At 62.1% G+C, this 25,778-nt stretch carries 23 protein-coding genes and 1 tRNA gene; 12 read left to right on the top strand and 12 right to left on the bottom strand.

Annotation, left to right across the window (positions count from 1 at the left end; genetic code table 11):
• Window positions 1-108 precede the first annotated feature (108 nt).
• Complete coding sequence (locus LGH83_RS10445; RefSeq protein WP_227398628.1) at window positions 109-477, top strand: response regulator; 369 nt, start codon at window positions 109-111, stop codon at window positions 475-477.
• 25 nt (window positions 478-502) lie between these two features.
• On the opposite strand, the gene LGH83_RS10440 is transcribed toward LGH83_RS10445, so the two are convergent.
• The 3 genes from LGH83_RS10440 to LGH83_RS10430 form a co-directional block, all read right to left on the bottom strand.
• The gene (locus LGH83_RS10440) at window positions 503-1,033 is read right to left on the bottom strand and encodes a MucR family transcriptional regulator (RefSeq protein ID WP_227398627.1); all 531 of its coding nucleotides are present in this window, start codon (window positions 1,031-1,033) and stop codon (window positions 503-505) included.
• Window positions 1,034-1,245: 212 nt separating this feature from the next.
• Window positions 1,246-1,322 (bottom strand) — tRNA-His (locus tag LGH83_RS10435).
• A 231-nt stretch (window positions 1,323-1,553) separates the two neighbouring features.
• The gene (locus LGH83_RS10430) at window positions 1,554-1,925 is read right to left on the bottom strand and encodes a phasin (RefSeq protein ID WP_131113368.1); all 372 of its coding nucleotides are present in this window, start codon (window positions 1,923-1,925) and stop codon (window positions 1,554-1,556) included.
• Window positions 1,926-2,227: 302 nt separating this feature from the next.
• Between LGH83_RS10430 and LGH83_RS10425 the strand changes: the two genes are divergently transcribed.
• Window positions 2,228-5,164: a PAS domain-containing sensor histidine kinase gene (locus tag LGH83_RS10425; RefSeq protein WP_227398626.1), complete on the top strand. Its 2,937-nt coding sequence runs from the start codon at window positions 2,228-2,230 to the stop codon at window positions 5,162-5,164.
• Window positions 5,165-5,277: 113 nt separating this feature from the next.
• On the opposite strand, the gene LGH83_RS10420 is transcribed toward LGH83_RS10425, so the two are convergent.
• The 3 genes from LGH83_RS10420 to tdh all read right to left on the bottom strand — a co-directional run bounded on the left by LGH83_RS10420 (window position 5,278) and on the right by tdh (window position 8,943).
• Complete coding sequence (locus LGH83_RS10420; protein ID WP_227398625.1) at window positions 5,278-6,786, bottom strand: L,D-transpeptidase family protein; 1,509 nt, start codon at window positions 6,784-6,786, stop codon at window positions 5,278-5,280.
• 159 nt (window positions 6,787-6,945) lie between these two features.
• Window positions 6,946-7,800, bottom strand: a complete 855-nt coding sequence (locus tag LGH83_RS10415) for a family 16 glycoside hydrolase (RefSeq protein ID WP_227398624.1) — start codon at window positions 7,798-7,800, stop codon at window positions 6,946-6,948.
• Between the two features lie 57 nt (window positions 7,801-7,857).
• Window positions 7,858-8,943 carry an L-threonine 3-dehydrogenase gene (gene tdh, locus LGH83_RS10410; protein WP_227398623.1) on the bottom strand — a complete coding sequence of 362 codons (1,086 nt, stop codon included), beginning with the start codon at window positions 8,941-8,943 and terminating at the stop codon, window positions 7,858-7,860.
• 149 nt (window positions 8,944-9,092) lie between these two features.
• Here tdh and LGH83_RS10405 point away from each other — a divergent pair, with 149 nt between their 5' ends.
• The gene (locus tag LGH83_RS10405; RefSeq protein WP_227398622.1) at window positions 9,093-9,884 is read left to right on the top strand and encodes an SDR family NAD(P)-dependent oxidoreductase; all 792 of its coding nucleotides are present in this window, start codon (window positions 9,093-9,095) and stop codon (window positions 9,882-9,884) included.
• A 27-nt stretch (window positions 9,885-9,911) separates the two neighbouring features.
• Here the strand turns inward: LGH83_RS10405 and LGH83_RS10400 are convergent, their stop codons facing one another.
• Window positions 9,912-10,676 carry a CDP-alcohol phosphatidyltransferase family protein gene (locus LGH83_RS10400; protein WP_227398621.1) on the bottom strand — a complete coding sequence of 255 codons (765 nt, stop codon included), beginning with the start codon at window positions 10,674-10,676 and terminating at the stop codon, window positions 9,912-9,914.
• 195 nt (window positions 10,677-10,871) lie between these two features.
• Window positions 10,872-12,041, bottom strand: coding sequence for a polysaccharide biosynthesis/export family protein (locus tag LGH83_RS10395; protein ID WP_227401806.1), 1,170 nt, complete (start codon window positions 12,039-12,041; stop codon window positions 10,872-10,874).
• 238 nt (window positions 12,042-12,279) lie between these two features.
• Between LGH83_RS10395 and LGH83_RS10390 the strand changes: the two genes are divergently transcribed.
• Window positions 12,280-13,635: an aminotransferase class I/II-fold pyridoxal phosphate-dependent enzyme gene (locus tag LGH83_RS10390; protein ID WP_319799538.1), complete on the top strand. Its 1,356-nt coding sequence runs from the start codon at window positions 12,280-12,282 to the stop codon at window positions 13,633-13,635.
• 135 nt (window positions 13,636-13,770) lie between these two features.
• Here the strand turns inward: LGH83_RS10390 and LGH83_RS10385 are convergent, their stop codons facing one another.
• The 4 genes from LGH83_RS10385 to petA all read right to left on the bottom strand — a co-directional run bounded on the left by LGH83_RS10385 (window position 13,771) and on the right by petA (window position 16,994).
• Window positions 13,771-14,004, bottom strand: a complete 234-nt coding sequence (locus LGH83_RS10385; RefSeq protein WP_227398619.1) for a hypothetical protein — start codon at window positions 14,002-14,004, stop codon at window positions 13,771-13,773.
• Between the two features lie 213 nt (window positions 14,005-14,217).
• On the bottom strand, window positions 14,218-15,090 hold the full coding sequence (locus tag LGH83_RS10380) for a cytochrome c1 (protein ID WP_227398618.1): 873 nt from the start codon (window positions 15,088-15,090) through the stop codon (window positions 14,218-14,220).
• A 49-nt stretch (window positions 15,091-15,139) separates the two neighbouring features.
• Window positions 15,140-16,420 (bottom strand): cytochrome b, encoded by a 1,281-nt coding sequence (locus LGH83_RS10375; RefSeq protein WP_131196565.1) that lies wholly within the window; start codon window positions 16,418-16,420, stop codon window positions 15,140-15,142.
• Between the two features lie 49 nt (window positions 16,421-16,469).
• Window positions 16,470-16,994: a ubiquinol-cytochrome c reductase iron-sulfur subunit gene (gene petA, locus LGH83_RS10370; protein ID WP_413771034.1), complete on the bottom strand. Its 525-nt coding sequence runs from the start codon at window positions 16,992-16,994 to the stop codon at window positions 16,470-16,472.
• A 256-nt stretch (window positions 16,995-17,250) separates the two neighbouring features.
• Here petA and LGH83_RS10365 point away from each other — a divergent pair, with 256 nt between their 5' ends.
• The 8 genes from LGH83_RS10365 (at window position 17,251) to LGH83_RS10330 (ending at window position 25,700) form a co-directional block, all read left to right on the top strand.
• Complete coding sequence (locus LGH83_RS10365) at window positions 17,251-17,721, top strand: tRNA (cytidine(34)-2'-O)-methyltransferase (RefSeq protein WP_227398617.1); 471 nt, start codon at window positions 17,251-17,253, stop codon at window positions 17,719-17,721.
• A gap of 32 nt (window positions 17,722-17,753) precedes the next feature.
• The gene (gene hemF, locus LGH83_RS10360) at window positions 17,754-18,668 is read left to right on the top strand and encodes an oxygen-dependent coproporphyrinogen oxidase (protein ID WP_227401805.1); all 915 of its coding nucleotides are present in this window, start codon (window positions 17,754-17,756) and stop codon (window positions 18,666-18,668) included.
• Between the two features lie 118 nt (window positions 18,669-18,786).
• The gene (locus tag LGH83_RS10355) at window positions 18,787-18,984 is read left to right on the top strand and encodes a DUF2158 domain-containing protein (RefSeq protein WP_131113359.1); all 198 of its coding nucleotides are present in this window, start codon (window positions 18,787-18,789) and stop codon (window positions 18,982-18,984) included.
• A gap of 233 nt (window positions 18,985-19,217) precedes the next feature.
• Window positions 19,218-19,829 (top strand): hypothetical protein, encoded by a 612-nt coding sequence (locus tag LGH83_RS10350; RefSeq protein WP_227398616.1) that lies wholly within the window; start codon window positions 19,218-19,220, stop codon window positions 19,827-19,829.
• Between the two features lie 264 nt (window positions 19,830-20,093).
• Window positions 20,094-23,438, top strand: coding sequence for a carbamoyl-phosphate synthase large subunit (gene carB, locus LGH83_RS10345; protein WP_227401804.1), 3,345 nt, complete (start codon window positions 20,094-20,096; stop codon window positions 23,436-23,438).
• Window positions 23,439-23,656: 218 nt separating this feature from the next.
• Window positions 23,657-24,130: a transcription elongation factor GreA gene (gene greA / locus LGH83_RS10340; protein ID WP_131113357.1), complete on the top strand. Its 474-nt coding sequence runs from the start codon at window positions 23,657-23,659 to the stop codon at window positions 24,128-24,130.
• A 31-nt stretch (window positions 24,131-24,161) separates the two neighbouring features.
• The gene (locus LGH83_RS10335) at window positions 24,162-24,653 is read left to right on the top strand and encodes a hypothetical protein (RefSeq protein ID WP_227398615.1); all 492 of its coding nucleotides are present in this window, start codon (window positions 24,162-24,164) and stop codon (window positions 24,651-24,653) included.
• Window positions 24,654-24,656: 3 nt separating this feature from the next.
• Window positions 24,657-25,700, top strand: coding sequence for a mitochondrial fission ELM1 family protein (locus LGH83_RS10330; protein WP_227398614.1), 1,044 nt, complete (start codon window positions 24,657-24,659; stop codon window positions 25,698-25,700).
• The last annotated feature ends 78 nt before the right edge of the window (window positions 25,701-25,778 follow it).

Raw genomic sequence — 25,778 nt, 5'->3', positions numbered from 1 at the left:
GAGAGCCTAACCTAGAGGCGGCATATCTCGAAATGGTGACCCCAGAGCGCGATGGCCGTTATCGTCCTCATGATGCAACCAATCTGGGCGGAAACCTGTATAGACCGGATGATGCGTATTCTACTTGTCGAAGATCACGAGGAAATCTGGGACTTCCTGTCGCGGCGTCTCAAGCGCCGTGGCTATGATGTCGTGCTCGCGACCGATGGCCAAAGCGGCGTCGACAAGGCTGTGTCGGATAAACCCGACGTGATCCTGCTGGATATGAACCTGCCGATCATGGACGGCTGGACCGCAGCCGGAACCATCAAATCGAATGCGACCACCAAGCATATCCCGATCATCGCGCTGACGGCGCATGCCATGTCGGGCGATCGAGAAAAGGCCATTGCGGCGGGGTGCGACGATTATCACCCCAAGCCGATCGACTTTTCCAAGCTCATCGAGCAGATCGAGGCGCTCGGGAAATCCACCTGACGCTCGATCCAGCGGTTCTTCAGTCCTAAGCGGCCGTCTTCAACGAGCGCGGACGACCACGTTTGCGCGGCGCTTCCGCGGTCACAGCCGCCTGGGGAGCTTCTTCCATATGGGCCGGTGTCGTCGTTGCGACCTCTTCGAGAGCATCGTCGCGTTTGCGCCCGAGACCCATTTGGCGCGCCAGACTTGATCGGGCCGACGCATAGGCGGGAGCCACCATGGGATAGTCGCGGCTCAGACCCCATTTCGTCCGATACTCGTCCGGCGACATATTATAGGCGGTGCTGAGATGACGCTTCAGCGACTTGAACTTCTTGCCGTCTTCCAAGCAGATGATGAATTCGTCGGTGATCGACTTTTTGACGGGAACAGCCGGAGCTTTCGCTTCGGCGACGGGCTCTTCCACTTTCTGTTCCGCCGCTTTCACCAACGACGTGTGAACAGCCTCGATGAGGCCTGGCAATTCGCTAACTCGAACGGCGTTATTGCTGACGAAGGCGGAGACGATATCGGCAGTGATTTGGATATAGTCTTCGGTAGAGGCTGATTCGCTCATCTCGATCTCCGTTGCTTGAACCGAGATAAGGGCGCCAGAGTAACAACGCAAGCAGGGTCAAGCACAATTTGCGAAGATCTGCTTGCCTTATCCCCCGTATTACTATGGCGGAAGCCGAGTGACCCTGGGCCAGCAATCCCGCCAAACATCCACTTCGGGTTGGTGGCGCGTGTCGATCGGATCAGTCATCCAAGATCGATCTGCGTGAAAAGTGGTACCACCACCCCGGCTCGAACGGGGGACCTCTAGATCCACAATCTAGCGCTCTAACCAACTGAGCTATGGCGGCCAACACAGGAGACGCGTTCTAAAAGCAAAGCCGGCGAAGCGCAAGGCCGAGTTTGCATCATCGCCGACGAACTCCTGGCGCTCGCCGATGCGATGGCAGAGCGACCCTCGATACGAAAAATGCCGCCTTCCGGCGGCAGACTTCAGAGTGACACGACGGGCGGGTCGTCCGGGCCGGTGCCATGCCGTTTGGGCAAGCAGTCGAGGGGCGACCCGTTGTCTGTGGTTTGCCTTACTTGGCTTCGGTCGCGTTATGAACGGCGCCCTGGATCGACGAGCCGAGTTGCTTGGCCTGTTCCTGGATGGTCGTCATCTGCGTCCGCAGATATTCGGACTGGATCGACAGGACTTCCTGCACATCCTTGGCGCGAACGAGGCGCTGAGCATGATCGAAAGCCGAGCGGATGTTTTCTTCAGCGAAGCCCATCGCCTTGCCGCCGACCGCCTTGGCATTGTTCTGCACCGACGATGTGCTCTCGTCGACCTGACCGACAGCCTTTTGGGCCGCTCCCATGAAACCTTCGAACGCCTTGCGGGCCTGATCGACGCTCTTTTCAGCGAAGTCGCGCATCTCGTTGGGGATCTCGTAATTCGAAGACGTCATCGTAAAACTCCCTGCACAGGCGCTTCGACATTGAAGTCGCCGCTGCGCGCGGCCCCTCAATGACAAGGACCTTGCGCGTCACCTCCATAATGCACCAATTGTTGCGGTGCAACGTCATTGTGCACTGCACCATGATGGCGAAAGCCGTTCATAACTGCGGCAGCACGTAGGAAGACGCTTCGGCGAGGTTGCCAGTTCCCCTAACAGTTTGTTAAGTATGACATTCAGTAAAACTCGAGTCATTCTTGGGTGATGCTGGCGGTTGGTCGGTATGCGCTGGCCGGGAGTAGGTGGCCTCAGGCATGAGCTCAGAAACGATCGAGCCGTCGCTTAGCGGCGATGACGTGAAACGCGTCGTGGCGGGTCATAGTCGCGCGGGCGACGACGTCCCGGCCGGTGCGCTTTGGATCCTTGCTGGTTTACCGCTGCATGTCGTCTGGGCCAATCGCGCCGCCATCGATCTGGTGGGTCGCGACGATCCCGATGCTGCTCTCGATTATCTCGGCGGACCGGACGGTGAGGCGATGCGCCGTCGTTTGATCGCGTTACCGGTCGATGCCTCCCGCAGCCTCGAACGTCTCCGCATCGGCTCCGGGTCACGGTCGCGGAACGCGACCCTCGCGTTCACACGACACCTGCTCGCGTCTGGCGAGGCGGCCTATGGTGTGCTGCTGCCCGGGGCGCCGGATCGCCGTCATGGTGCGGATAATGCGCTGTCGTTCCCGGCGATTCTCGAGTCGTCTGCCGCTCCGCTCCCCGTCGTCGAGGATGCCGCCACGACGGCAGAGCAGGGCGAGCCTCGCGCGTTGGCACAGGAGCAAGCCGCGCCCGACCTGGCGGAGCCGCAGGTCGAGCCGCTCGACATGCCCGACGCGCTGCAGGCTCGCTTGGCGGCGCAGCCCTCGTCGCGGTTCCGATGGCAGACCGACCGTGAGGGCCGCTTGGTCGATATATCGGGAGGGCTTGCAGACCTCTTCGGCATGAATGTCGCGACATCTCTGGTCGGACAGTCCTTGACCAAATCACTCGAGGCGCTTGGGTGCGATCCCGATCGCAAGCTCGCTAGGGCCCTAGCGTCCAACGCGACGTGGAAGGGGCTGACGCTTCCATGGCCGATCGTCGAGAGCAAGCTTGCCGTGCAGGCGACGCTCGGGGCCGTGCCGCTCGTCGATCAGGCCGGCGACCCGAATGGATTTCGCGGTTTCGGTGTGGCCGATCTGACCGCCGTGTCGCGTGCTCCGTCACCCGATACGGCCTCTCTCGATTCTGCCGCAACAACCCCGCTGTCGAACAGGGACGCCGTCTTGCCCGTTCCGCAGGAGGATGAGCCGTCGAGCGACAGTGTGCCTGCAGCAATGGGTGACGAGGGTTCGATCACCCCCGCGGCCCTTGTGTCTCCGGACAATAAGGTCGGGCCAAATCCGCCCGATCCACAAGACTTGCCTGCCGAACCGCTTCAAAACTCGTCCTATTCCTCGAAGGTCGTCGCCTTGCGGCCGAACCAATGGCTCCAGCAGGCCAGTGGCGCGGCGGCTCCGGTCCGTGATCTTCTCGGGAGTGAGATGGCGCCTCGGTCGGGCGCAGCCAAGCCCTCGGATCCGGTCGACGCTTGGACCGAGGACGCCCGAAGCGATCTATCGTCTCTCGAGCGGTCTGCCTTTCAGGAAATCGCGCGAGCTCTCGGGGGCAAAGTCGACGACGAGCCTGCGGTGCCCGACACCATCGCACCAGTCGATTCAGAGGGACACACTCTGCTCGATGGTCTGCCGCGCGAGGCGCTCGACGTCATCGAGCAGCTTCCGGCTGCCATTCTGCTGATGGATGCGGATCGACCAATTTACGTCAACCAGACCTTTCGCACCCTGACATCCTATGCGTCCCCTGAGGCTTTGGCCGAGGTTGGTGGATTGAGACATCTGCTGGGCGGACTGGATCTTCAGCATGTCGAAGCGGGCGCGCAGGATCGGGCCTTCCCGATCACCGACGCGGCCGGACAGATCGTGGCGGTCGAGGGACGTGTGCAGCCTATCGCGCTTGGCGACCGACCTCTGTTGATGGCGAGCTTCCGGCTCGCCACGGATCGGATCTTCAAACTCCAGACCTTGGAGTTTGAGCTTCGCCGCCGCGAGGTGGAAGCGGCCGAGGCGTCGCAGATGCTCGATCTCGTCTCCGACGTGGTGGTGGTGCTCGACCTCGAGGGCCGTCTCCGCAAGATGAACGCCGCTGCAGAACGGCTGTTCGACTGCGTCGCCAACGAGGTCGCGGGCCAATCGATCACGCGTCTGCTCGAACCCGAGAGCCACGCGGCCTCCCTCGAGATGATCGCTAACCGCTCGTCGGGCGACGCCGACGGGCCGGCGTCCATCGAGGTCGTTGGCCGGACGCAAGGCGTGCCCTCGAGCCTGACCATGAGCGCGATATCGGTCGGATCGACGACGATCTGCGTCCTTTTTCACAGCGCGACGATCGCGACGACGGCGACGCAAGACCTCGCGGCGGCGCAGCGCGACCTCGACCTCGAGAAAGCCAGCAAGTCGGACTTTTTGGCCAAGGTCAGCCACGAGGTTCGCACGCCGCTCAACGCCATCCTCGGTTTTACCGAAGTCATGCTGGACGAGCGTTTCGGGCCGATCGGTAATCCGCGCTACACGGATTACTTGCGCGACATCCACGAAGCGGGAGCTCATGTGATGCATCTCGTCAGCGATCTTCTCGATCTGTCGAAGGTCGAGGCGGGGCGGCTCGAGATGAGCATGGCGGCTGTCGATGCTAATCGCGTCGTCGGCGAGTGTGTGAGCCAGATGCAGGCGACGGCGCACCGCGAGCGGGTCATCATGCGCCTGTCGCTCGCGTCCCGCCTTCCAGCCGCGCTTGTCGACGAGCAGGCGCTTCGACAGGTCGTGACCAACATTTTGTCGAATGCCGTGAAGTTCAACGAGCCCGGTGGGCAGGTGATTGTCTCGACGGCCGTGAACGACGCCGGTGATGTCGCGGTTCGGGTTCGCGATACGGGCGTCGGCATGTCGGATGACGAGATCGGAATGGCCATGGAGCCGTTCCGTCAGATGGCGACCTCGACGGTGCGGGGCGGTAGCGGGCTTGGGCTCCCGCTCACCCGTGCATTGGTCGAGGCCAACCATGCGTCTCTCACGATCAAGAGCCGCAAACATGAAGGCACGCTGGTCGAGATTGTCCTGAAAGCTTTGCCGGCCGAGCCGATGCGGATGCCAGCCGAATAAAGACGGCGACCTGGCGTTGGCGACGCCGCGCCGACCCAAAGCGCGAGCGTCAAGTTAGCGCGATCGTCATGTTGGCGTGAGGTCCTGACGCTCCTGCAAGGAGGGTCGGCGTCTCAGTTCGACGGGACGACCGCCGGGTCAGCCCGTGCTTCGGCCGGGGCCCCGACCGTGTCGATGCCGTAGACATCGTCGCGGAAGTTGGCGACGCCGTCGCCATTGGCCCATCCGGTCAAGTAAACCCAGGACACCGGAACCGCCTGCTTCAGGCGCACTTCCTCATGCTGCCCATCGGCGATCCGGGCCTCGATGGCTTCGCGACTCCACAGTCCATCCGGTGCGCCGAGGCTATCGCGCAGCAGCCAGGCCGCGAGATCGTAGACGCCCTGAACCCGCACGCAACCATGCGAGAGAAACCGGTAATCGCCGCCGAACAGGTGCTTGGCGGGCGTGTCATGCATATAGACGGCGTATTTATTCGGCATGTTGATGCGGATGGAGCCGAGCGAATTGGCTTTTCCCGAATCCTGCCGAAGCGTGTAGTTGACCGCCCGCTGGCTCTTCCAATCGATCAACGCCGGATTGACCGTGTTGCCGGCATTGTCGAGGACGCGGATTTTCTCGCGCGCGAGATAACCCGGATCCTTCTGCATCTTGGGGATGATCTCATTCTTGATGATCGAGGTCGGGACCGTCCAGGTCGGGTTCAGATTGACCGCGACGACTTTGGCATCGACTTCCGGCGAGGCATGTTCGGCATTGCCGACGACTGCCACGTAACGATGCACGACTTGTCCATTCTCGACCGCCTCGACCGAGGCCGACGGGAGATTGACCACCACATAACGTTCGGGGAACGAGAAATTCCGACCCGCAAGCCGCTGCGCGCTCGATGCCAGTTCGGTGAACCGGGTTCGGGCCGAGACGTTCAGGGCTTTCAACGTGGCGCCGGCCACGACGCCATTGTCCTTCAAGCCATGCCTGATCTGAAAGCGCTTGACCGCACTCGTCAGGTCAGGTGTCCAACGAGTGTCGAACATGCTTGGCGATTCTTGCGGATTGACGCCCGCTCCGGAATGCCCAGCCGCATTGAGGTCGCCTTCGATGGCGAGACGCAGACGCAGCGTCGAAACGGGGCGGCCCTTGCTGCTCGGTGACAGCGGTCCTTCGATCACCGGCCAGCCGCCAGCATCCGCGATTGCGGCATAGCGCTCAGACGCTTTCGCGGTTGCGAAAAACGTCTCCGGCGTCAACGTCGGATTCGGGTCGGTCGATAAAGCGGTTTCACGCGGCGGCGCGATCGGCACCTTGCGCTTCGGCTTCAAGGCTGCAGCCACGGGCGGGGCGACCGGTGCTGCGAGGGTCGCTGGCGGAACCGATGCGGCCGTACCTGGAATTGCCGGCTGAGCCGGAAGCGCAGGGGCGGGGATCAGGGCGGGCGCTTCCGTCTTTGCGGCGGGAGGGGCGCTCGGAGCCGGTAGCAGAGCCGTCGTGATCGGGGCGGGAAGGCTTGTCGCTTGCGCGAAAGCATGGCCGCCAATCGCCGTCGTGGAAAAAACGGCCGCAAGGGACGCCAGTCCGACGGACGACGACCAGATCTGTTTCCGGAAAGCGAGACCCATCATGCGGCGCAAGACCCAATGCGAGAAAGGTTGGTGACGATAGCACGAAGCGCGCAACCGAGCGGTTGCACGCTTAATGCCATGTGTAACAACGGCCAATGCCACAGATAGGTCTTGAATAAGGTACTTCCGTGACTTTGGTTGATTCTCGGGCGGTGTTGCTTATTGAGCGGGGGTCGGCGTCGTTGCGGGTGCGGGTGCGGCAGCAGCGGGAGTCGGGGCGGCAGCGGGTGTCGGTGGATTTGCGGCGGCCGACGCATCGACCGGCGGAAGATCGGTCACTTTCAGATTGCTGAACTTCCACGTATCGACCTGATCCTTCTCGGATTGAGCCCGCATGCCGATCTGTCCGCCGCCCTCCGGCACCTGGCCTTTCACGGTCTGAAACTTCGCGCCGTTGATGAAGGTGGTGATGCTGTCGCCGCGGGTCTGCACCTCGAGCACGTTCGTCGAGCCGGCTGCCCGCTTGATGTTGGTGTCCTGCCGCCACGGAATGACGTCGATCCACTTGCCCTGCACCTTGCGGGTGATCTCGGCATAACCGCTCGGGGTGATCATGAACATGTAGTAGTTGTCATAATCCTGTGCCCAAAAGATCGAGCCAGCCATCGTGTTGTCGGAGTTCGCCACGACGTTCGGCATGCGCGACGACAGGCAGAAGTCTGCGTCGCTGAACAACAGACCCTTGTAGATCAGCAGGTTCGAGATATCGGGTTGAGCCTTGACCTTGACCTTGCCGTCCTCGACGGACACGTCCGGGGAATCAAGGCCCCAGCTTGCATCGACCTCGCGGAAATTGTCGGTGAAAAGTGTTTTGGGCCCGTTGCACGCGAATGCCGGCGCTGAAACCACCGTAAGGGCCGCGATCACGCAGGCTTTAACCTTCATCGACATAAAGTCTCCCCTTCGCTCGCGCCCGTAAACCGACGCCGCTCGCCCGGCCGTCGGCCATGGATGCGAGCCCACAGCATCTCTAACGCACAATCCGGCGTTCGGTGGCAAAGTGACGGTCGGCACAGCATCTTCTCGCTTGGGTGTCGCCTGACAGCAACGCGTCGACCCGAAAGCATTTGCTCAAGGATTGGGCGTCCGCGCCGCTTCAGCCGTCCAATCTAAAACAACCTTGCCGCAAGCGCCCCGGTTCATCAGATCGAAGCCTTGCTCGAATTCGTCGGCACCAAACCTGTGGGTGATGACGCCCCGAACGTCGAGACCACTCTGCAGCATCGCCAGCATCTTGTGCCACGTCTCGAACATTTCGCGTCCGTAGATGCATTTGATGGTGATCATCTTGAACACCAGTTTGCTCCAGTCGACTGGAAACGGCTTCGCCGGCAGACCCAGCATGGCCAGCTTTCCACCCATCAGCAGGTTGTCGGTGATCTGTTTGAATGCCGCCTCGGAACCGCTCATCTCGAAGCCGATGTCGAAGCCTTCGCGCATCTTCAGCCGATCCATAACCGATCGCAGATCCTCCTTCGACACGTCGACGGGCGTGCAGTCGGCCACCGCGCTCGCGAGCGCGAGACGGGTGGGATTGACGTCGGTGATCACGACATGGCGTGCGCCGACGTGGCGCGCGATCGCGGCCGACATGATGCCGATCGGTCCGGCGCCGGTGATCAAGACATCCTCTCCGACGAGATCGAAGCTGAGGGCCGTGTGCACCGCGTTGCCGAGCGGATCGAGAATGGCGCCGAGTTCGTCATCGACATCATCCGGTAGAGCCACGACGTTGAAGGCCGGAACCTTCACGAATTCAGCGAAAGCGCCGGGGATATTGACGCCGATGCCGCGTGTCTCGGGATCGAGATGAAATTTCCCGGCCCGACTGGCCCGGCTGCGATGGCCGATCACATGCCCTTCGCCCGACACGCGCATGCCGACCGCGAGACCTCTGACGGCGCTGCCGACCTCGACGATCTCACCTGCAAATTCATGTCCGACCACCATCGGCACCGGGATGGTCTTCCGGGCCCACTCGTCCCACCGGAAGATGTGGATGTCTGTGCCGCAGATGCCCGTCTTGTTGACGCGTACCAGCACATCGTCCGCCCCAATCGTCGGGACCTCCTCGTCACTCATCCAAATTCCCGGTTCTGCCTTGGCTTTGACGAGCGCTTTCACATGGATCTCCGAGCCGGTGATGATCGATGCCATGGTCATACTCCGATCCAAGGCCTGGCCGCAAAGACTGGATCGCGGTTCGACGAGCGATCACCTTTTTGGCAGGGTCGAGCCGTGGCGTGACCCGCTCTCGTCCGAGGCGGCTCTAGGCGGAGGTGAAGGCTGTCCCTATGGTCCACCGCATGAAAAAAGACCTGCCTGATCGCGTCATCGTCCTCACCGGAGCCTCGAGCGGCATCGGGGCAGCCTTGGCGGCACGCCTCGCCTCCTATCCGGGCGCCGTTCTGGGGCTCGTCGGGCGTGACGCCGGCCGGCTCGAGACCGTCGCCGCCCTTTGTCGCGTGCGGGGTGCCACGGTGGAGACCGCGACGCTCGACACGCGGGACCGGGCGGGGTTGGCCGAATGGGTTCAGGCCTTCGATGGCCGCCACCGGATCGACTGCCTCATCGCCAATGCGGGCATCTCGGCCGGCGCGCTGGAGGGCGGACATCCCGAACGCGGCCAGCAGGTCTATGACATTTTCGACGTCAATCTGGTCGGAACCCTCAACCTCGTCATGCCGATGCTCCCGCGCATGCAGGAGAGGCGGCATGGGCGGATCGTGCTGGTCAGTTCGCTCTCGGCCTATGCGCCGTTGCCGGACGCTGCGGCCTATAGCGGCAGCAAGGCCGCGCTGCTGACGTTCGGGCTCGCGCTTCGGCAGGTTTTGGCCGCGCAGGGCGTCATCGTCAACGTGGTCTGTCCAGGCTTCGTGACGACGCCGATGTCGAAGACGTTCGGGGGATGGAAGCCCTTCGAGATCAGCGCCGACCAGGCAGCGGAGCGCATCGTGGCCGGCCTCGCCCGAAATCAGGCCACCATCGCGTTTCCCTGGGCCTTGGCGACGGTCTCGCGGTTGACGCAATTCGTGCCCGAGCAGGTGCTGCGGCGGGCCATGACGCTGTTTCAAGTCTCGGCAAAACGTCGCAGCTGAAACGACCCGGCGGCCGCTGGAGTGCGGCTAGTAGGCGTTTGATTCCTGAACCGAGGCGGAGCGACGATCGCGCGCGATGTCGGAGGCTTGACGCGCGCCGGCCGCGCGAGCGGGTTCGATCGCGGGGAGCGGACGGCGACCGTCGCCCTCGAGAGCGCGGAGATGCAGCACCATCGTGACCGAATTGACGATAAACAGCGTGAATAGCACCGTTCCAGTGACCAGCAGCGCGATGTCGTAGCCCGACACACCCGGAAGCGCGAGGTGGTAGCTATCGCCGCCCTGAATGATCATCCAGACCGTGATGGCGACAAAGACCATCCGAAGTTCGGTCGGCCCGAGGGCGATGAAGGACAGTTGGAAGGTGCCGGTGACGTGGTTTTTCAAGAACACATGAATCGCGAGGATCAGATAGGCCACCACGACATACATCGCGACATCCATCCGGGCGAAGGAGCTCAGCCCCATGCCGCCCACCATCAGAACGATGCAGAAGACGTCGAGCGAATGGTCGAGAAAGTAGCCGTAGCGCGGACGTGAGACGTTCCGGTACCGCGCCAAGCTCCCGTCGAGAGAATCGCCAAACCAGTGAATGACGTAACCGAGAGCGGCGATCCAGAGAAAGTCGACGTTCGAGCGACCGGCCACATAGCCGACGACGACCAGAACAGCGCCGAAAACGCCGAAGGCCGTGAGATGGTCGGACGAGACCTGCTCCGGCATGACCGAGCAAGCCCAGTTGAGGAAACGCCGCTCTTGCCGGGCGACGATATTGCCCTGAATCCGTTTCATCGGCTGCATGTGCTGGGGAACCCCGTGGCTTCAACCGCGCCGTAATCGCAACGATAGGCCGTGCCAGAACCGTTTTGTCAAAGCACAAGAATGACGGTCCGGTCGCCCGCGAGGGCTAAGCTGTTCTTATCACGAACGAAATGTCCCTGTTGCATGGTCGCAACAGGGTTGAAGTTTCGCTTGAGCGTGATCCGATTAGCGGATTGCCGTCGAAAGGCTGGCCCCCGTCGAGACCGGCGATGCAACCAGATTGAAGATCTGAAAGGCCTTGGTGGCTTCCGTGATCGGCGCGTTGGACACGAACACGATGTCCTTGTTGAACACCGGAAAGCCCTGAGCGACGAACAGGCTTGCCGGGTCGCGCATGTCGAGCCGATAGACGACGGGCACCCAGCCGTTGACCGCCAAGGTCGTATTCGGGCGAAGCGCGCGGGCGATCGCCGGCGGCTCGTAGCGGAAGACGAACACGCCCGATGGGTCGGCGCGCTGATCCTGCAATCCGCCAACTTTGGCGATCGCCTCGGACAGGCTGATCGAGTCGGCCTCGAACGGGACTTTTTGGCTGTAATTTGTCGCACCATAGGCGAGGAAATATTGCGGGTCGCGGACGAGGGTGAGAACGTCTCCAGGCCGCATGAACACGTTTTCGCGCGGATTGCTGACCACGCGGGTCATCGGCACCGAGACGGTCGTGCTCCCACGAGACAGGCGAACCACGGTCTCGTTGACAGGCGCGCGGACACCGCCGGCCGTCGCGACCACATCGAGAATGCGGTCTCCCTTAGCCGTGAGGGGCACCCGCGCACCGGCTGCGACCTCACCCGTCACCGTGACGGTATTGCTGATGGGGCGCGAGACGTTGACCAGCACCTGCGGCTGAATGGCCTTGCCCTCAAGCGCCACCTCGATCGTGTGCTGAACGGCTTCGGTCGTCTGACCCTTGACGTTAATGCGACCCGCATAAGGGACCGAGATCGTGCCGTCGCGACCGACCGCTTGATCCGGAATGGTCGAGCTCTTCGCCCCGGTCGAAAAGCGATCCGTCATGAGCGGAGCAGAGAACAAGCCGTTGGCGCCGGCCTCCCAGATCGTCACGGTCACATAGTCGCCGACACCGATGCGGAGATCGGCGGAGGGTCGGTAATCGCCGAAGTGAGACGAGAACCCATCCGGGGCACGACGCCGCAGGACCGAAACGGCGGCCGAGTCGATGTCGACGATCTCGTAACGGCTCGGCCCTTTTTCGTCGCCGTTGAGCTTCGATTGCTGCAGCACGTCCTTCGCGGATGGTCCATCGCTCGGTAAAGACGAGCAGCCGGCCAACACCGAACACAGTGCGAGCAACACCATCGGACCACGAACCATCAAGCTAGCCTCACTTCATTTGCCCGACCGTGGTCGAACGCCGCGCATGGCGTGTAGCATTTTATAGGCTTCTCACACAAAGGTCCCTAAAGCATGAATCCGTTCAGTGTGGCCGAGAAGCCAAAACAAGGCCACCGAGTGTGACTTATTTGACGCGCCGATAAAATCAGTTGCGGGGGTATGCTGGAACGTCAACCTTTACTGCAGTACGATCCAGCTTCGCGAGAAGGAATGAGTAATGGGTCGAAGTAGTCAAAGCGCGCTGCCCGTGAATGCGCGGCAATCTCTGGAAAAGCTTGTTGCCACACGACGTGGCGCCGATGTCTTCGAACCCGAATTGCCGACGGTCTCGCGTTTTCATGCTATGACCGACTTCACCACGTTGCCTGGCTACCAGGAGGTGAAGATCCAACGATCCGCCGCCGAAACGCTTGGGATCGACAATCCATTTTTCCGCACTCATTCGGTGCGGGCAGGGGCCACGACCGTCATCGACGGCGCGACCTACGATAATTTTTCCTCCTATGATTACCTTGGCCTGAACGGTCATCCGTCGGTCGGGATCGCCGCCAAAGGCGCGATCGACGACTATGGCACCTCGTCGTCGGCAAGCCGCGTCGTCGCGGGAGAGCGACCGGTCCACCAGGAGCTCGAAGCGAAGCTTGCGGCCCATTACGGTCAGGAGGCCTGTGCGGTCTTCGTCAGCGGCCATGCGACGAACGTCTCGACCATCGGCGCCCTGATGGGGCCGCGCGATCTGATTTTGCACGATCAACTCGCGCATAACAGCATCATCATGGGGGCGACGATGTCGCGCGCGGAACGTCGCTCGTTCGCGCATAACGACATCGCGTCGCTCGAACAGCTTCTCGTCTCGCTCCGCCCGCAGTTCAAACGGGTGCTGATCGTGGTCGAGGGTCTCTACAGCATGGACGGGGATGTGCCGGATCTCGCGGCGCTGATCGCTCTCAAGCAGCGCCATGGCGCCTGGTTGATGGTGGACGACGCGCACGGGCTCGGCGTCCTCGGACAAGCCGGCGCAGGTCTGTTCGAACACGCCGATATCGACCCGCGCAGTGTCGATATCTGGATGGGCACTCTATCGAAGACCTTGTCGAGCTGCGGCGGCTATATCGCCGGCTGCGCCGCCTTGATCGAGTTTCTGAAATGCACGTCGGGCGGCTTCGTCTACAGCGTCGGTCTTCCACCGGCGATGGCGGCCGCCGCTTCGGCCGCGCTTGATGCGCTCCATGCCGAACCCGAACGCGTTGCCCGGCTGAGGGAGAACGGAGCGCTGTTTTGCCAGGTCGCACGCGAGCACAACCTCGATATCGGCTCGACCACCGGCTTGGCGGTCATTCCGGTTATCGTCTATGATTCGCTGGTCGCGGTGGTGCTCAGCCAGAAGATGTTTGAGCGCGGCGTCAATGTTCAGCCGATTATCCATCCGGCTGTTCCGGAGCGAACCTCTCGGCTCCGTTTCTTCATCACGTCGGAACATACGGCCGAACAGATCCGCCGCACGGTCGCGATCGTCGCCGAAGAACTCGCCGCGGTCGGCGACAGCCGCGCGATCCTCAAACGCCTGAAGTAAACAATCTCGCTCACGGCCTGTGATGGCGTGAGCGGATTGCTGTTATAAAAAAAAAGCCTGATCTCGGTTGCGACCGAGATCAGGCTTTTGTTTTTTTTTTGACGGAGCGAGGTCGCCCGGCTCTCGCCGTTCCGCTCAGAAGCGCAGTTGGACGAGATCGGTCGAAATGAGCACCGATCCGGGGCGATGCCCGGTTTCGAATTCCGCGTAATGGGTCGCCGCGTCTCGATCGAGGAAGATGCCGCCGCCCCACCCATGCGTCTCAATGGCGAGCCAGGATCCGTTTCGGTCCATGCCCACCACGAAGGTCGGGTCGAGCCGCAAAGGCATCGGATTAGAATGTGAGGGCTGTTGTATGTCGTCAGGCACGGAACGTATCCATCGATTGTTGACCCACCATAGCTAGGCTGTGGCAGATGAACGTTCGATGGCGAATACAGGGAGCGGGTATCAATGCGCCATAAACGGCTCACCGTTCAAACCTTTCCAGGACCATCCAACAAAAAGCCTCATCGCTCTCGATGAGGCTTTTGCGTTTGACGAGCCCAGGGGCTTGTCGGACCGCAGTCCAGGGGTCAGGCGTCAGGCGCGGTGGTCGATCGGCGTGCCGCTCACGTCGTGAAGCCCAGCCCAGATGCGTCGCTTGATGGCATAGAGCAAGCCCGCGAAGACCGCCAGGAAGACGATCACGGTCAGTCCCGTCGACTTCCGCTGATCGAGCTTGGGCTCCGCGGTCCACATGAGAAAGGCCGCCATATCGTGCGAATATTGCGCGACGGTTTTCGGCGATCCGTCGGTGTAATCCACCTGACCATCGCTGAGTGGCTTGGGCATGGAGATGGCGTGATTCGGGAAGTAGGTGTTGTAATATTTCCCGGCCGGCAGAACATAGTCTTTTGGCGGCTCGTCATACCCGTTCAGAATGCCGACGATATAGTCGACGCCTTCTTCCTGATACTGGGTGAAAGGCGTCAACAGAAAGCCGTACCAGCCTTGTGACGTTTCGCGTGCCTTTGCCAGCACCGACATGTCCGGCGGTAAGGCTCCGCCGTTTGCTGCACGGGCCGCCTGCTCGTTGGGAAACGGCAACGGAAACGGATCCGACGGGCGGCCGGGACGATCGAACATATCGCCGGCGTCGTTCGGGCCGTCCTGAACCTTGAAGGTCGACGCAAGGGCCTTCACCTGACTGTCGGAAAAAGCGGGCCCGCCGGGCTGGGACAGGTTGCGAAACGACATGTAATGCATCGAATGGCAGTTCGAGCAGACCTCGCGATAAACCTGGTAACCGCGCTGCAACTGCGCGGGATCGAATTTCCCGAACGGACCGCCGAATGACCAGGATTGTTTGGCCGGCGTCGGGGTTTCGGCTTCCTGGGCGAGAGCCGGCAGGGCGCCGACCAAAAGCCCCGCCAATACGGCCGTCCTGAGAAGCAGAGGCGTTTTGAAGATCATCGTTGAATTCCGGTTCGGACCACGTCGCGTCTCGATCGAAGGGGATCGGTCATCCCTTGGTGGGTGGGCCGGCGGTTGTTTGAGCACCCATCATCGCGGCCGACGACCCTCGTGGTCCCAAGACCGCCTCGGTGATCGATGTCGGCAATTTTCGAGGTGTTTCGAACAGGCCGAGCACCGGCAAGATGACGAGAATGTGGATGAAGTAATAGGCGGTCAGGATCTGCGACCAGATCACGACCGCGCCGACCGGCTCTTGCGACCCGCAATAGCCGAGGCCGATCACGGTCAGGAAAAACATGAACAGGAAGCCGCGGTAGAGCGGGCGAAAATTGGCCGACCGGACCCGCGATGTGTCGAGCCAGGGGAGGAAAGCGAGGAGGAGAATCGAGCCGAACAGGGCGCAAACACCGCCGAGCTTGGACGGAACGGCTCGCAGCATCGCGTAATAGGGCAGGAAGTACCATTCCGGCACGATATGGGCTGGCGTCACCAGCGGATTGGCTTCGATGTAATTATCGGCGTGGCCGAGATAGTTCGGCACGTAGAACACGAAGTAGCAGTAAAAAAGCAGGAAGCAGGCCAGCGCAAAGCCGTCCTTGACTGTGAAATACGGATGGAACGGCAATGTGTCCTTCTGGCTCTTCACCTCGACGCCGACCGGATTATTCGATCCCGGAACGTGGAGCGCCCAGATATGCAGCACCACGACGCCGAGGATCATGAACGGCAACAGGTAATGCAGCGAGAAGAACCGGTTCAACGTGGCATTGCCGACCGAATAGTCACCCCAAAGCCAGGTTGTGATCGAATCGCCGACGAGCGGAATAGCGGAAAACAGGCTGGTGATGACCTTCGCGCCCCAAAAGCTCATCTGGCCCCAGGGCAGCACGTAGCCCATGAAAGCGGTCGCCATCATCAGCAGGAAGATGATGACGCCGAGGATCCAAAGGATTTCGCGCGGAGCCTTGTAGGAGCCGTAATACAGCCCGCGTGCGATGTGGATGTAGACCGCGATGAAGAACATCGAGGCGCCGTTCGCATGCAAGTAGCGAAGCAGCCACCCGAAATTCACGTCGCGCATGATGTGCTCGACGGATGCGAAAGCGAGGGTCGACTCGGGCGTGTAATGCATGGCCAGCGTGACGCCCGTCACGATCTGGGCGATCAGCATGAAGGCCAACATTCCGCCGAACGTCCAGAAATAATTCAGGTTTCTCGGGTTCGGAAACGCAATGAAAGACGAATGGACGAGGCCGATGATCGGCAGACGGCTTTCAAACCACCGCAGGAACGCGTTTTGTGGAACGTAAGTCGAAGGTCCGCTCATATCTGGTCTTCTTTCAACGGAGCGCGGTCTTGCGGCGAATGGGCGGCTCTCAGCCGATTTTTAGTTTGGTCGGGGTCAGGAAGGCGTAGCTCGGCACCGCCAGATTTTTGGGGGCCGGCCCGTGTCGCACGCGCCCAGATGTATCGTAGACGGACCCGTGGCAGTGGCAGAGCCAACCTTCGTAGGGGCCTTCGTGACCGGTCGGCACGCAGCCGAGATGCGTGCACACGCCGACGACCACGAGCCATTCGGGCTTTTGCACGCGCTCCTGATCGGTCTGCGGGTCGATCAGATCGCTGATCGGCGTATTTTCGGCATCCGCGATCTCCTTCGGATTACGGTGCCGAACGAAAACCGGGCTGCCACGCCATTTGACGGTGAGGATCTGGCCGACATCGACCTTGCCGATATCGACCTCGGTCGACGCGAGAGCCAGCGTCGAGGCGTCGGGATTCATCTGGTTGATCAGCGGCCAAACGACCGCGCCGAGCCCGACCGCGCCCACGGCACCGGTCGCGATGAAGAGGAAGTCTCGGCGGGTCGGGGTTCCGGGCGCAATCGTCGCAGAAGTCAAAACCTGCTCCATTCCTGACAAGGGGGCCGCGTTCGGCGACTCTCGCCCGATCCTCACCTTGAAATTATTTTTATGCTCGTTGTCTTAAATCCGCCGCGTGAACAGCGCAATGCGGCCGAGACGCCTGAGGCGACAGAACGTGGACGCCTTTGTTTTTTGGCATCGTTCGAAACTCGTGTCCAGAGTGGTGTGAGGACGGTCGACGCTCCCGTGAAAGAACTTGGCGATCTCCTGCCAACGGCGTATGGGCCGGTCGATGTTGCAACTGGTACTCTTTCAGCCTGATATCCCGCAGAATGCCGGTACGATGTTGCGCCTGTGCGCGTGCCTCGATATCGAGGCCGGGCTGATCGAACCAGCCGGTTTTCCGGTGTCGAACCGGCACTTCCGGCGGGCCGGCATGGATTATCTCGATACTCTCGGCCTGACGCATTACGCGTCCTTCGCGGCTTTTCAGGCCATGCGAACCGACGTTGCGAAGAAGTCGCGGCGGCTTGTGCTTCTCACGACCCTCGGTGAGACGGATTATCTCGATTTTGATTTTGCGCCGGACGACATGGTGATGGTGGGGCGTGAATCGGCGGGTGTGCCCGACACGGTTCATGCGGCGGCGGATGCGCGGTTGCGTGTCGCGATGCGGCCTGGGATGCGGTCACTTAACGTCGCCGTCACGGCCGCGATGGTGCTCGGGGAAGCGCTTCGGCAAACCAGAGGGAGGTTGGTGTGAACCGGATCGACGTCGATGAAAGCTCCGACAGTATGGCGGATCCGGAGAGTGCGGCTGCCGATCGAACCAGCAGCCAACAGGCGACGGCGCGCGCATGGTTCGAGACGTTACAGAACCGGTTGGTGGCCGCCTTCGAGGCGCTGGAAGACGCAGCCGACGGCCCCCGCCACCCGCTGGCGCAAGCGGAGCCGGGACGGTTTGACCGGAAGGCGTGGTCGCGCAGCGATCATACCGGTGCACCCGGCGGCGGCGGCAAGATGGCCATGCTGAAGGGGCGGGTGTTTGAGAAGGCCGGCATTCACTCCTCGACCGTCTTCGGCACCTTTGCGCCGGAATTTGCCGCCACGATCCCGGGCGCCGCAGCCGACCCGCGCTTCTGGGCGTCCGGCATCTCGCTGATTGCCCATCCCTGGAACCCGAACGTTCCGGCCGTTCATATGAACACCCGCTTCGTGGTCACGACGCAATCGTGGTTCGGCGGTGGAGCCGACCTGACGCCCGTGCTGGACAAGCGACGCCGGCAGGACGATCCGGATACCCAGGATTTTCACACCGCCTTTCGACAAGCCTGTGCGGATCACGCGGCGGTCGCGCCCTACGACAAGTTCAAGACGTGGTGCGACGACTATTTCCACTTGAAGCACCGGAACGAGCCGCGCGGCATCGGTGGTATTTTTTACGATTATCTCTCGGGAGATGCTTTCGACCCGCATCTTGCCTTCACGAAAGCGGTGGGGGAGGCGTTTCTCGATATCTATCCAAAACTCGTCATGCGGAACCTTGGAACGGGATGGACGAGCGACAACGAGCGCGAGCAACTCGTTCGACGCGGGCGTTATGTCGAATTCAACCTGCTTTATGATCGCGGCACGATCTTCGGCTTGAAAACGGGAGGCAACGTCGAATCGATCTTGTCGTCGCTGCCTCCTCGCGTCGAGTGGCCGTGACCGGTGGACGGCGTTAGCTATATGTCACGATGGGGATTAGGCTTCGGCGTTGGGTCGTGTTAGACGCCGCGCGCGCCAACCCAACCGGGGCGGCGTCACCCCATGCGGAGGATCTGCTATGGACTTCAAAAAGGGCGATATCGTTCAACTCAAGGCCGGTGGCCCGGCCATGATCGTGACGGGAGAGGGCGCCGAAGGCGTCCAGGTTCTCTGGTACGGCGAGATGAGCGACGACATCAAGACCGGCACCGTTCCGGCGTTCTGTCTTGTCGAAGCCGAGATCGAAGAAGTCGACGACGAGCCGCTGGGTCACTGATCCGACGGATCGGTCGATGTGTCAGGAGGGGATCAGAGCCGAACGATTGTTCGGCTCTTTTTCGTTTTAAGGCGACGTAATCATCGTCCTTCGGCGTTCGTATGAATGACCGAGCGGTTCTCGTTCAGCAGCCGGGCTCGTTCGGCCTGCTCCGATCCAACGCGCATACCCGTTGCTTGCCCCGCGACCGAGCGGACGGCAGGCCCGGGGTTCTGCCAATGAAAGATCATCCCATGACGTTTTCACACTCAACAGTCGCGGCGGCCGCCGGCGCGCTCCTGCTTCTCTCCGGCGTCAGCGCATTCGCGGCCGACCCGGTCCACGTTCGCGGCACGGTTGCGTCCGTCGATGGCGCGAAGGTGACGATCAAGACCCGCGAAGGCAAAGACGTGACGCTCACGCTCGGCGACAATTGGAAAGTGGCCGGGGTCGTCAAGGCGTCGCTGGCCGACATCAAGCAAGGTACCTTCATCGGCACCGCCAACACGGTCGGGCCGGATGGCGCCAAGGCTCTCGAAGTCGTGGTGTTTCCGGACGCGATGCGCGGCACCGGTGAGGGCGATTACGGGTGGGATCTGAAGCCCAACAGCCAGATGACCAATGCCACCGTCAGCAACCCCGTTCAGGGTGTGGACGGCCAGACCGTGACGCTGTCGTACAAGGGTGGCGAGAAGAAAGTGACGATCCCGCCGAATGTTCCGATCGTGACGATCGTGGGCGCAACGGCGGCGGACGTGAAGGCGGGGGCGGCCGTGTTCATGGCGGCGGCTCCGGGCACTGCGCCGGATACGTTCGACAAGGGCTTCATGGCAGTCGGCAAGGACGGTATCGTTCCGCCCATGTGATCTGCCGCCTGACTGATCTGACGCGTCATTGAACCGAATGCCCGGCCTCCCGTGCCGGGCATTTATGTGTCGAGGCGCCGACCCCGCGCGAGCGCGCTTTCCAAGTGGTCACTTTCCGTCTACTGACACGCGCCGGCCGGACTCATGTCCGGAGCTAAGAAAAAACAGCCGTTTTCATCGCCAGCCGTTCCGCCCCCGCTTAGAACGACGCGTGTTTGATCGCGGCCGACGCGCAATTGCGGCCCTTGCCGCCCTGGGGACATGATGCCGAAACGGACCGATATATCGACAGTCATGATCATCGGCGCCGGTCCGATTGTTATCGGGCAAGCGTGTGAATTTGATTATTCCGGGACCCAGGCCTGCAAGGCTCTGCGCGAGGAAGGCTATCGGATCGTCCTGGTCAATTCGAACCCGGCCACGATCATGACCGATCCGGACATGGCCGATCGCACCTATGTCGAGCCGATCACGCCCGATATCGTGGCTCAGATCATCGCGTTGGAGCGGCACGCCGTGCCGGGCGGCTTCGCGCTCCTGCCGACGATGGGCGGCCAGACGGCGCTGAATTGCGCGCTGGCGCTCGAAAAGATGGGCACCTTGGCTGAGCATGATGTCGAATTGATCGGCGCCACGGCGGCCGCGATCGACAAGGCCGAAGATCGCGAATTATTCCGCGACGCGATGACGAAAATCGGCCTCGATACGCCCCGCTCGCATCAGATCAGCTCCTTGTCCGAAGCCTTGGCGATCATCGACGACATCGGCCTGCCGGCCATCATCCGGCCGTCCTTCACGATGGGCGGCACCGGCGGCGGCATCGCCTACAACAAGGCCGAATTCATCGACATCATCGAGCGCGGCATCGATGCCTCCCCGACCAGCAACGTGTTGGTCGAGGAAAGCGTGCTGGGCTGGAAGGAGTTCGAGATGGAGGTGGTCCGCGACAAGGCGGACAATTGCATCATCGTCTGCTCGATCGAAAATATCGATCCGATGGGCGTCCATACGGGCGACAGCATCACGGTCGCGCCGGCTCTGACGCTGACCGACAAGGAATATCAGATCATGCGGGACGCGAGTCTCGCGGTCCTGCGTGAGATCGGCGTCGAAACCGGCGGCTCCAACGTGCAATTCGCGATCAACCCCGAGAACGGGCGCATGATCGTGATCGAGATGAATCCTCGCGTGTCGCGGTCCTCCGCCTTGGCGTCGAAAGCGACCGGCTTCCCGATCGCCCGCGTGGCCGCAAAACTCGCGGTCGGCTACACGCTCGACGAGATCGCCAACGACATTACGGGCGGCGCCACGCCGGCCTCGTTCGAACCCACGATCGACTATGTGGTCACGAAAATCCCGCGGTTCGCATTTGAGAAATTTCCGGGCGCCGACCCGATCCTTACGACCTCGATGAAGTCGGTCGGCGAAGCGATGGCAATCGGCCGGACCTTTGCCGAAAGCTTGCAAAAGGCGTTTCGCTCGCTCGAAACCGGCTTGTCGGGTCTCGACGAGATCGAGATCGAAGGCCTCGGACGGGGCGACGATCGGGCGACACTGCGGGCCGCGCTCGGCCGCCCGACCCCCGATCGGCTGCTCAATGTCGCGCAGGCGCTCCGTCACGGCATGAGCCACGACGATATCTACGAGGTTTGCCGGATCGATCGCTGGTTCATCGAGCGGTTGCAGGAGATCGTCGATCTTGAAACCAAGGTCCGTCGCTTCGGGGTGCCGAAGACCGCCGGCAACCTGCGAAGCCTCAAGGCGGCCGGCTTTGCCGATTCGCGGCTGGCCGCGCTATCGGGCATGGCCGAAACAGAGATCGCGACCTTGCGACACGCGCTCGGCGTCGTGCCGGTCTATAAGCGGATCGACACCTGCGCGGCCGAATTCGCCTCGCCGACCGCCTACATGTATTCGACCTATGCGGCTCCTTTCGGAAGCCATGGCGTGCTCGCCGGTGCTCCCGCCGACGAGGCTCGCCCGACCGATCGCGACAAGATCGTAATTCTGGGCGGTGGTCCGAACCGGATCGGTCAAGGGATCGAATTCGACTATTGCTGCTGCCATGCCTGTTTCGCATTGAGCGACGCCGGCTACGAAACCATCATGATCAATTGCAACCCGGAGACCGTGTCGACCGATTATGACACCTCCGACCGTCTCTATTTCGAGCCGCTGACGGCCGAAGACGTGCTGGCGATCCTCCGCAAGGAACAGGAAAACGGAACCCTGAAGGGCGTCATCGTGCAGTTCGGCGGCCAGACGCCGCTGAAGCTCGCGACCGCGCTCGAGAAGGCCGGCATTCCGGTGCTCGGCACCTCTGTCGATTCGATCGATCTCGCGGAGGATCGCGACCGCTTCAAGCGGCTGCTCGACAAGCTCGGATTGAAGCAGCCGAAGAACGGCATTGCCTATTCGGTCGAGCAATCGCGCCTCGTCGTCGCAAGCCTCGGCCTTCCGCTGGTCGTGCGACCCTCCTATGTGCTCGGCGGCCGTGCCATGGCGGTGATCCGGGACGGGCAGGCACTCGACGATTATCTGCTCGGCACATTACCCGGGCTGGTGCCGTCCGACGTGAAGGCGCGTTATCCGAACGACAAGACCGGTCAGATCAACACGGTGCTGGGCACCAATCCGCTGCTGTTCGACCGCTATCTGTCGGACGCGACCGAGATCGACGTCGATGCGCTTTGCGACGGCACGGAGGTGTTCGTGGCCGGCATCATGGAGCATATCGAGGAGGCGGGTATCCATTCGGGCGACTCGGCCTGCTCGTTGCCGCCCCACTCGCTGACGCCGGAGGTCATGGCCGAGATCGAGGCACAGACCAAGAAGCTCGCTCTGGCGCTCGACGTCGGCGGCTTGATGAACGTGCAATATGCGATCAAGGACGGCGAGATCTACGTGCTCGAGGTCAACCCGCGTGCCTCCCGTACCGTGCCGTTCGTCTCCAAGGTCATTAACTTGCCGCTGGCCAAGATCGCCTCGCGCGTGATGGCGGGCGAGAAGCTCGGATCCTTCGATCTCGGCTCGCGGGCCAAAGAACAGCATGTCGGCGTGAAAGAAGCCGTCTTCCCCTTCGCTCGTTTTCCCAACGTCGATACCGTGCTCGGCCCGGAAATGCGGTCGACCGGCGAAGTGATCGGGCTTGCTCGCTCGTTCGCCGTGGCCTTCGCGAAAAGCCAACTCGGCGGGGGCACCAAGGTACCGACCGCCGGTACGGTTTTCGTGTCGGTAAAGGACAGCGACAAGCCACGCATTATGGCCAGCATCGAATTGCTGCTCGATCTCGGCTTCAAGATCCAGGCGACGGGTGGCACCCTGCGGGCGCTGCAGGCGTCTGGGCTGTCGGCGCAGAAGATCAACAAGGTGTCAGAGGGTCGGCCGCATGTGGTCGACCTCATCAAAAATGGCGAAATTCAATTGGTGATCAACACCACCGAAGGCGCGCAGGCGCTGTCCGACTCGCGCTCGATCCGCCAGGCCGCGCTGCTTCACAAAGTGCCGTATTACACGACGCTAGCAGGCGCGGTGGCGGCCACGCAGGGGATCCAAGCCTATCGCGGCGGTGATCTGCAGATCCGCGCCTTGCAGGATTACTTCCACTAAAACATGATGGGACGGCGACCTGCCGCTCCATCGACCTGATCAATCGCGGTCAAGCTGATGACGGTTTGACCGCGATGGCTTATTGTCAGGCCACGACGGCGAAGCGATTTTCGCCGATGAGGATCCATCCCGGCCGCAACCGGTCGCGGGACTTGAACGAAAGCGCGAGGCGTTGCGTTTGCACCGACCTCGATGTGATGCCGAAAGAGACGAAGCTCATGGATAAAGTGCCGATGACCGCATTTGGCCATTCCGCGCTGGAAGCGGAATTGAAGATGCGTCAGCAGGAAGAACGGCCTCGCATCATTCAGGCGATCGCCGAAGCTCGCTCGCACGGCGACCTTTCAGAAAATGCCGAATATCACGCCGCGAAGGAAGCGCAGTCGCATAACGAGGGGCGCATTGCCGAACTCGAGGACCGCTTGTCGCGCGCCGAGGTGATCGACGTTTCCAAACTCTCCGGCTCGAGCGTCATGTTCGGCGCGACGGTGACGCTGGTGGACGAAGATACGGACGAGGAGAAAGTCTATCAGATCGTCGGCGAGAACGAAGCCGATGTGAAGAGCGGCAAGGTTTCGATCACGTCTCCCACAGCGCGTGCTCTGATCGGCAAGAAGCCGGGCGACACTGTCGAGGTCAACACGCCAGGCGGCGGCAAGAGCTACGAAATCCTAAAGGTGACCTTCAAGTAAGCTGGTTGCGGCCTCGCGTGTGGAGATGTCAATGCTGGATCGCCGCCGCTTCTTAGGCGCAGTTGTCGCGGTGCCGCTCGTTGCCGTCGCGGGTTCCGCATCGGCGCAAGCCGCAACGGCATTCCGCGCGATCGGGGTCGATACCTCGCCGCTGCTGCAATATGGCGGCGGCGGATCGGCGGCCGCCTTACAGCGGGTGCTGCCCGGCCAAATGCGAAAAGTCTTCGCCGACCTGCTGACACCAGCGGATGCGCGTGCGCCAACCCTGGTGGCTCGGATTCGCTACATGTCTCTCACGTCCTATGCGGGCGGCTACACAGTCGACGCGATCGGCCCCAACGATACCATCGAGGGCGACGGCATCGTGATGAGCGGTGGACGGGAGATCGCGTCCACGCACGTGCTGACGACCCTGTCGCCGAGCTACAGCGGCGCTTATTACACCGAAGGCATCGACGCCATTCGGGTCGATTCTCTCGCCTATCAGTTCGCCTACTGGCTGCGCCGCGAGATGAACCTCTAGACGGTGGCGGACGCGGACCTCGCTCGCGATCTTCGAAGCTCGCTTCTCCCCCCCGCGACGAGCTGCTGGATCGTCACCGACGGCAAGGCCGGCGATCTCATACAATGCCTCGGTGTCGCGGCTGCGCTCGGTCTCGATCCACAGCAGCGCATCGTCCGCCCGCGTCCACCCTGGTCGTGGATGGCGCCTCGCGGCCCGCTCGACCCGAGAGACTCGGTCGGCCGGCCCGGTGGGCCCCTGGCCGGTGATCTGCCGGATATCGCGCTTGCGTCGGGGCGTCGGGCCGTACCGGCGCTGCGAGCGCTGAAACGGGCGTCACGCGGGCGGACCTTCACGGCCTTCCTGAAGGATCCGCGGATCGGCGTCACGGCCGCCGATGTGATTTGGGTGCCGGAACACGACCCGTTGCGGGGAGCCAACGTGATCGTGACGCTGACATCGCCGCATCGGCTGACCACCGCGGCGCTGGCTGTGGCCCGCCAGTCACCCGATGCGCGGCTGGCCGGCCTTCCGCAGCCCCGGGTCGCGATGATGATCGGCGGCCCAAGCCAACACCATCGGTTCGACGCGGACGACGTGGCCCGCGTCCTGACGGCGGCGAAGGCCGTGCTGGACGCCGGCCATGGCCTGATGATCTCGCCGTCTCGTCGAACCCCATCGGCGTTGATCCGCGCGTTGCTGGCGCTCTCAAGCCAGCCGGATGTATCCGGCCGTTGTTTCGTCTGGACCGGGGAGGGCTCGAATCCCTATCTGGCGATGCTGGCGCTCGCGTCGTCCATCGTCGTGACCGGCGACAGCGTCAACATGATCGGAGAGGCCGCCATGACCGGCGCTCCGATCCATATCATCGAGGTCGGTGGCGGCCATCGCAAGATCACGGCCTTCGTGGATCGCTTGATTGAGGTCGGCGCGGCGCGGCGCTGGGGCGGCAAGCTCGAGAAGTTTGCCTATACGCCCATTGATGCGACGCCGGTGATCGCCCGCGCAATCGCGACCAGTTTCATCGATTTTCGCGCGCGAGGCGGCGAAGCCTCGACAGTGCCCTGATGCGCGGTGGCTCGGGTCGGCGAGACAGCATGCTTGCGCGACCGCCCGCGCCTTCTTATTAAAAATGCCAGAGATCCC

Source organism: Lichenihabitans sp. PAMC28606 (assembly GCF_020616535.1).
Lineage (GTDB): Bacteria > Pseudomonadota > Alphaproteobacteria > Rhizobiales > Beijerinckiaceae > Lichenihabitans > Lichenihabitans psoromatis.
Note: the sequence above shows the minus strand (reverse complement) of the source record. Positions and strands in the feature narration are given on the sequence as shown.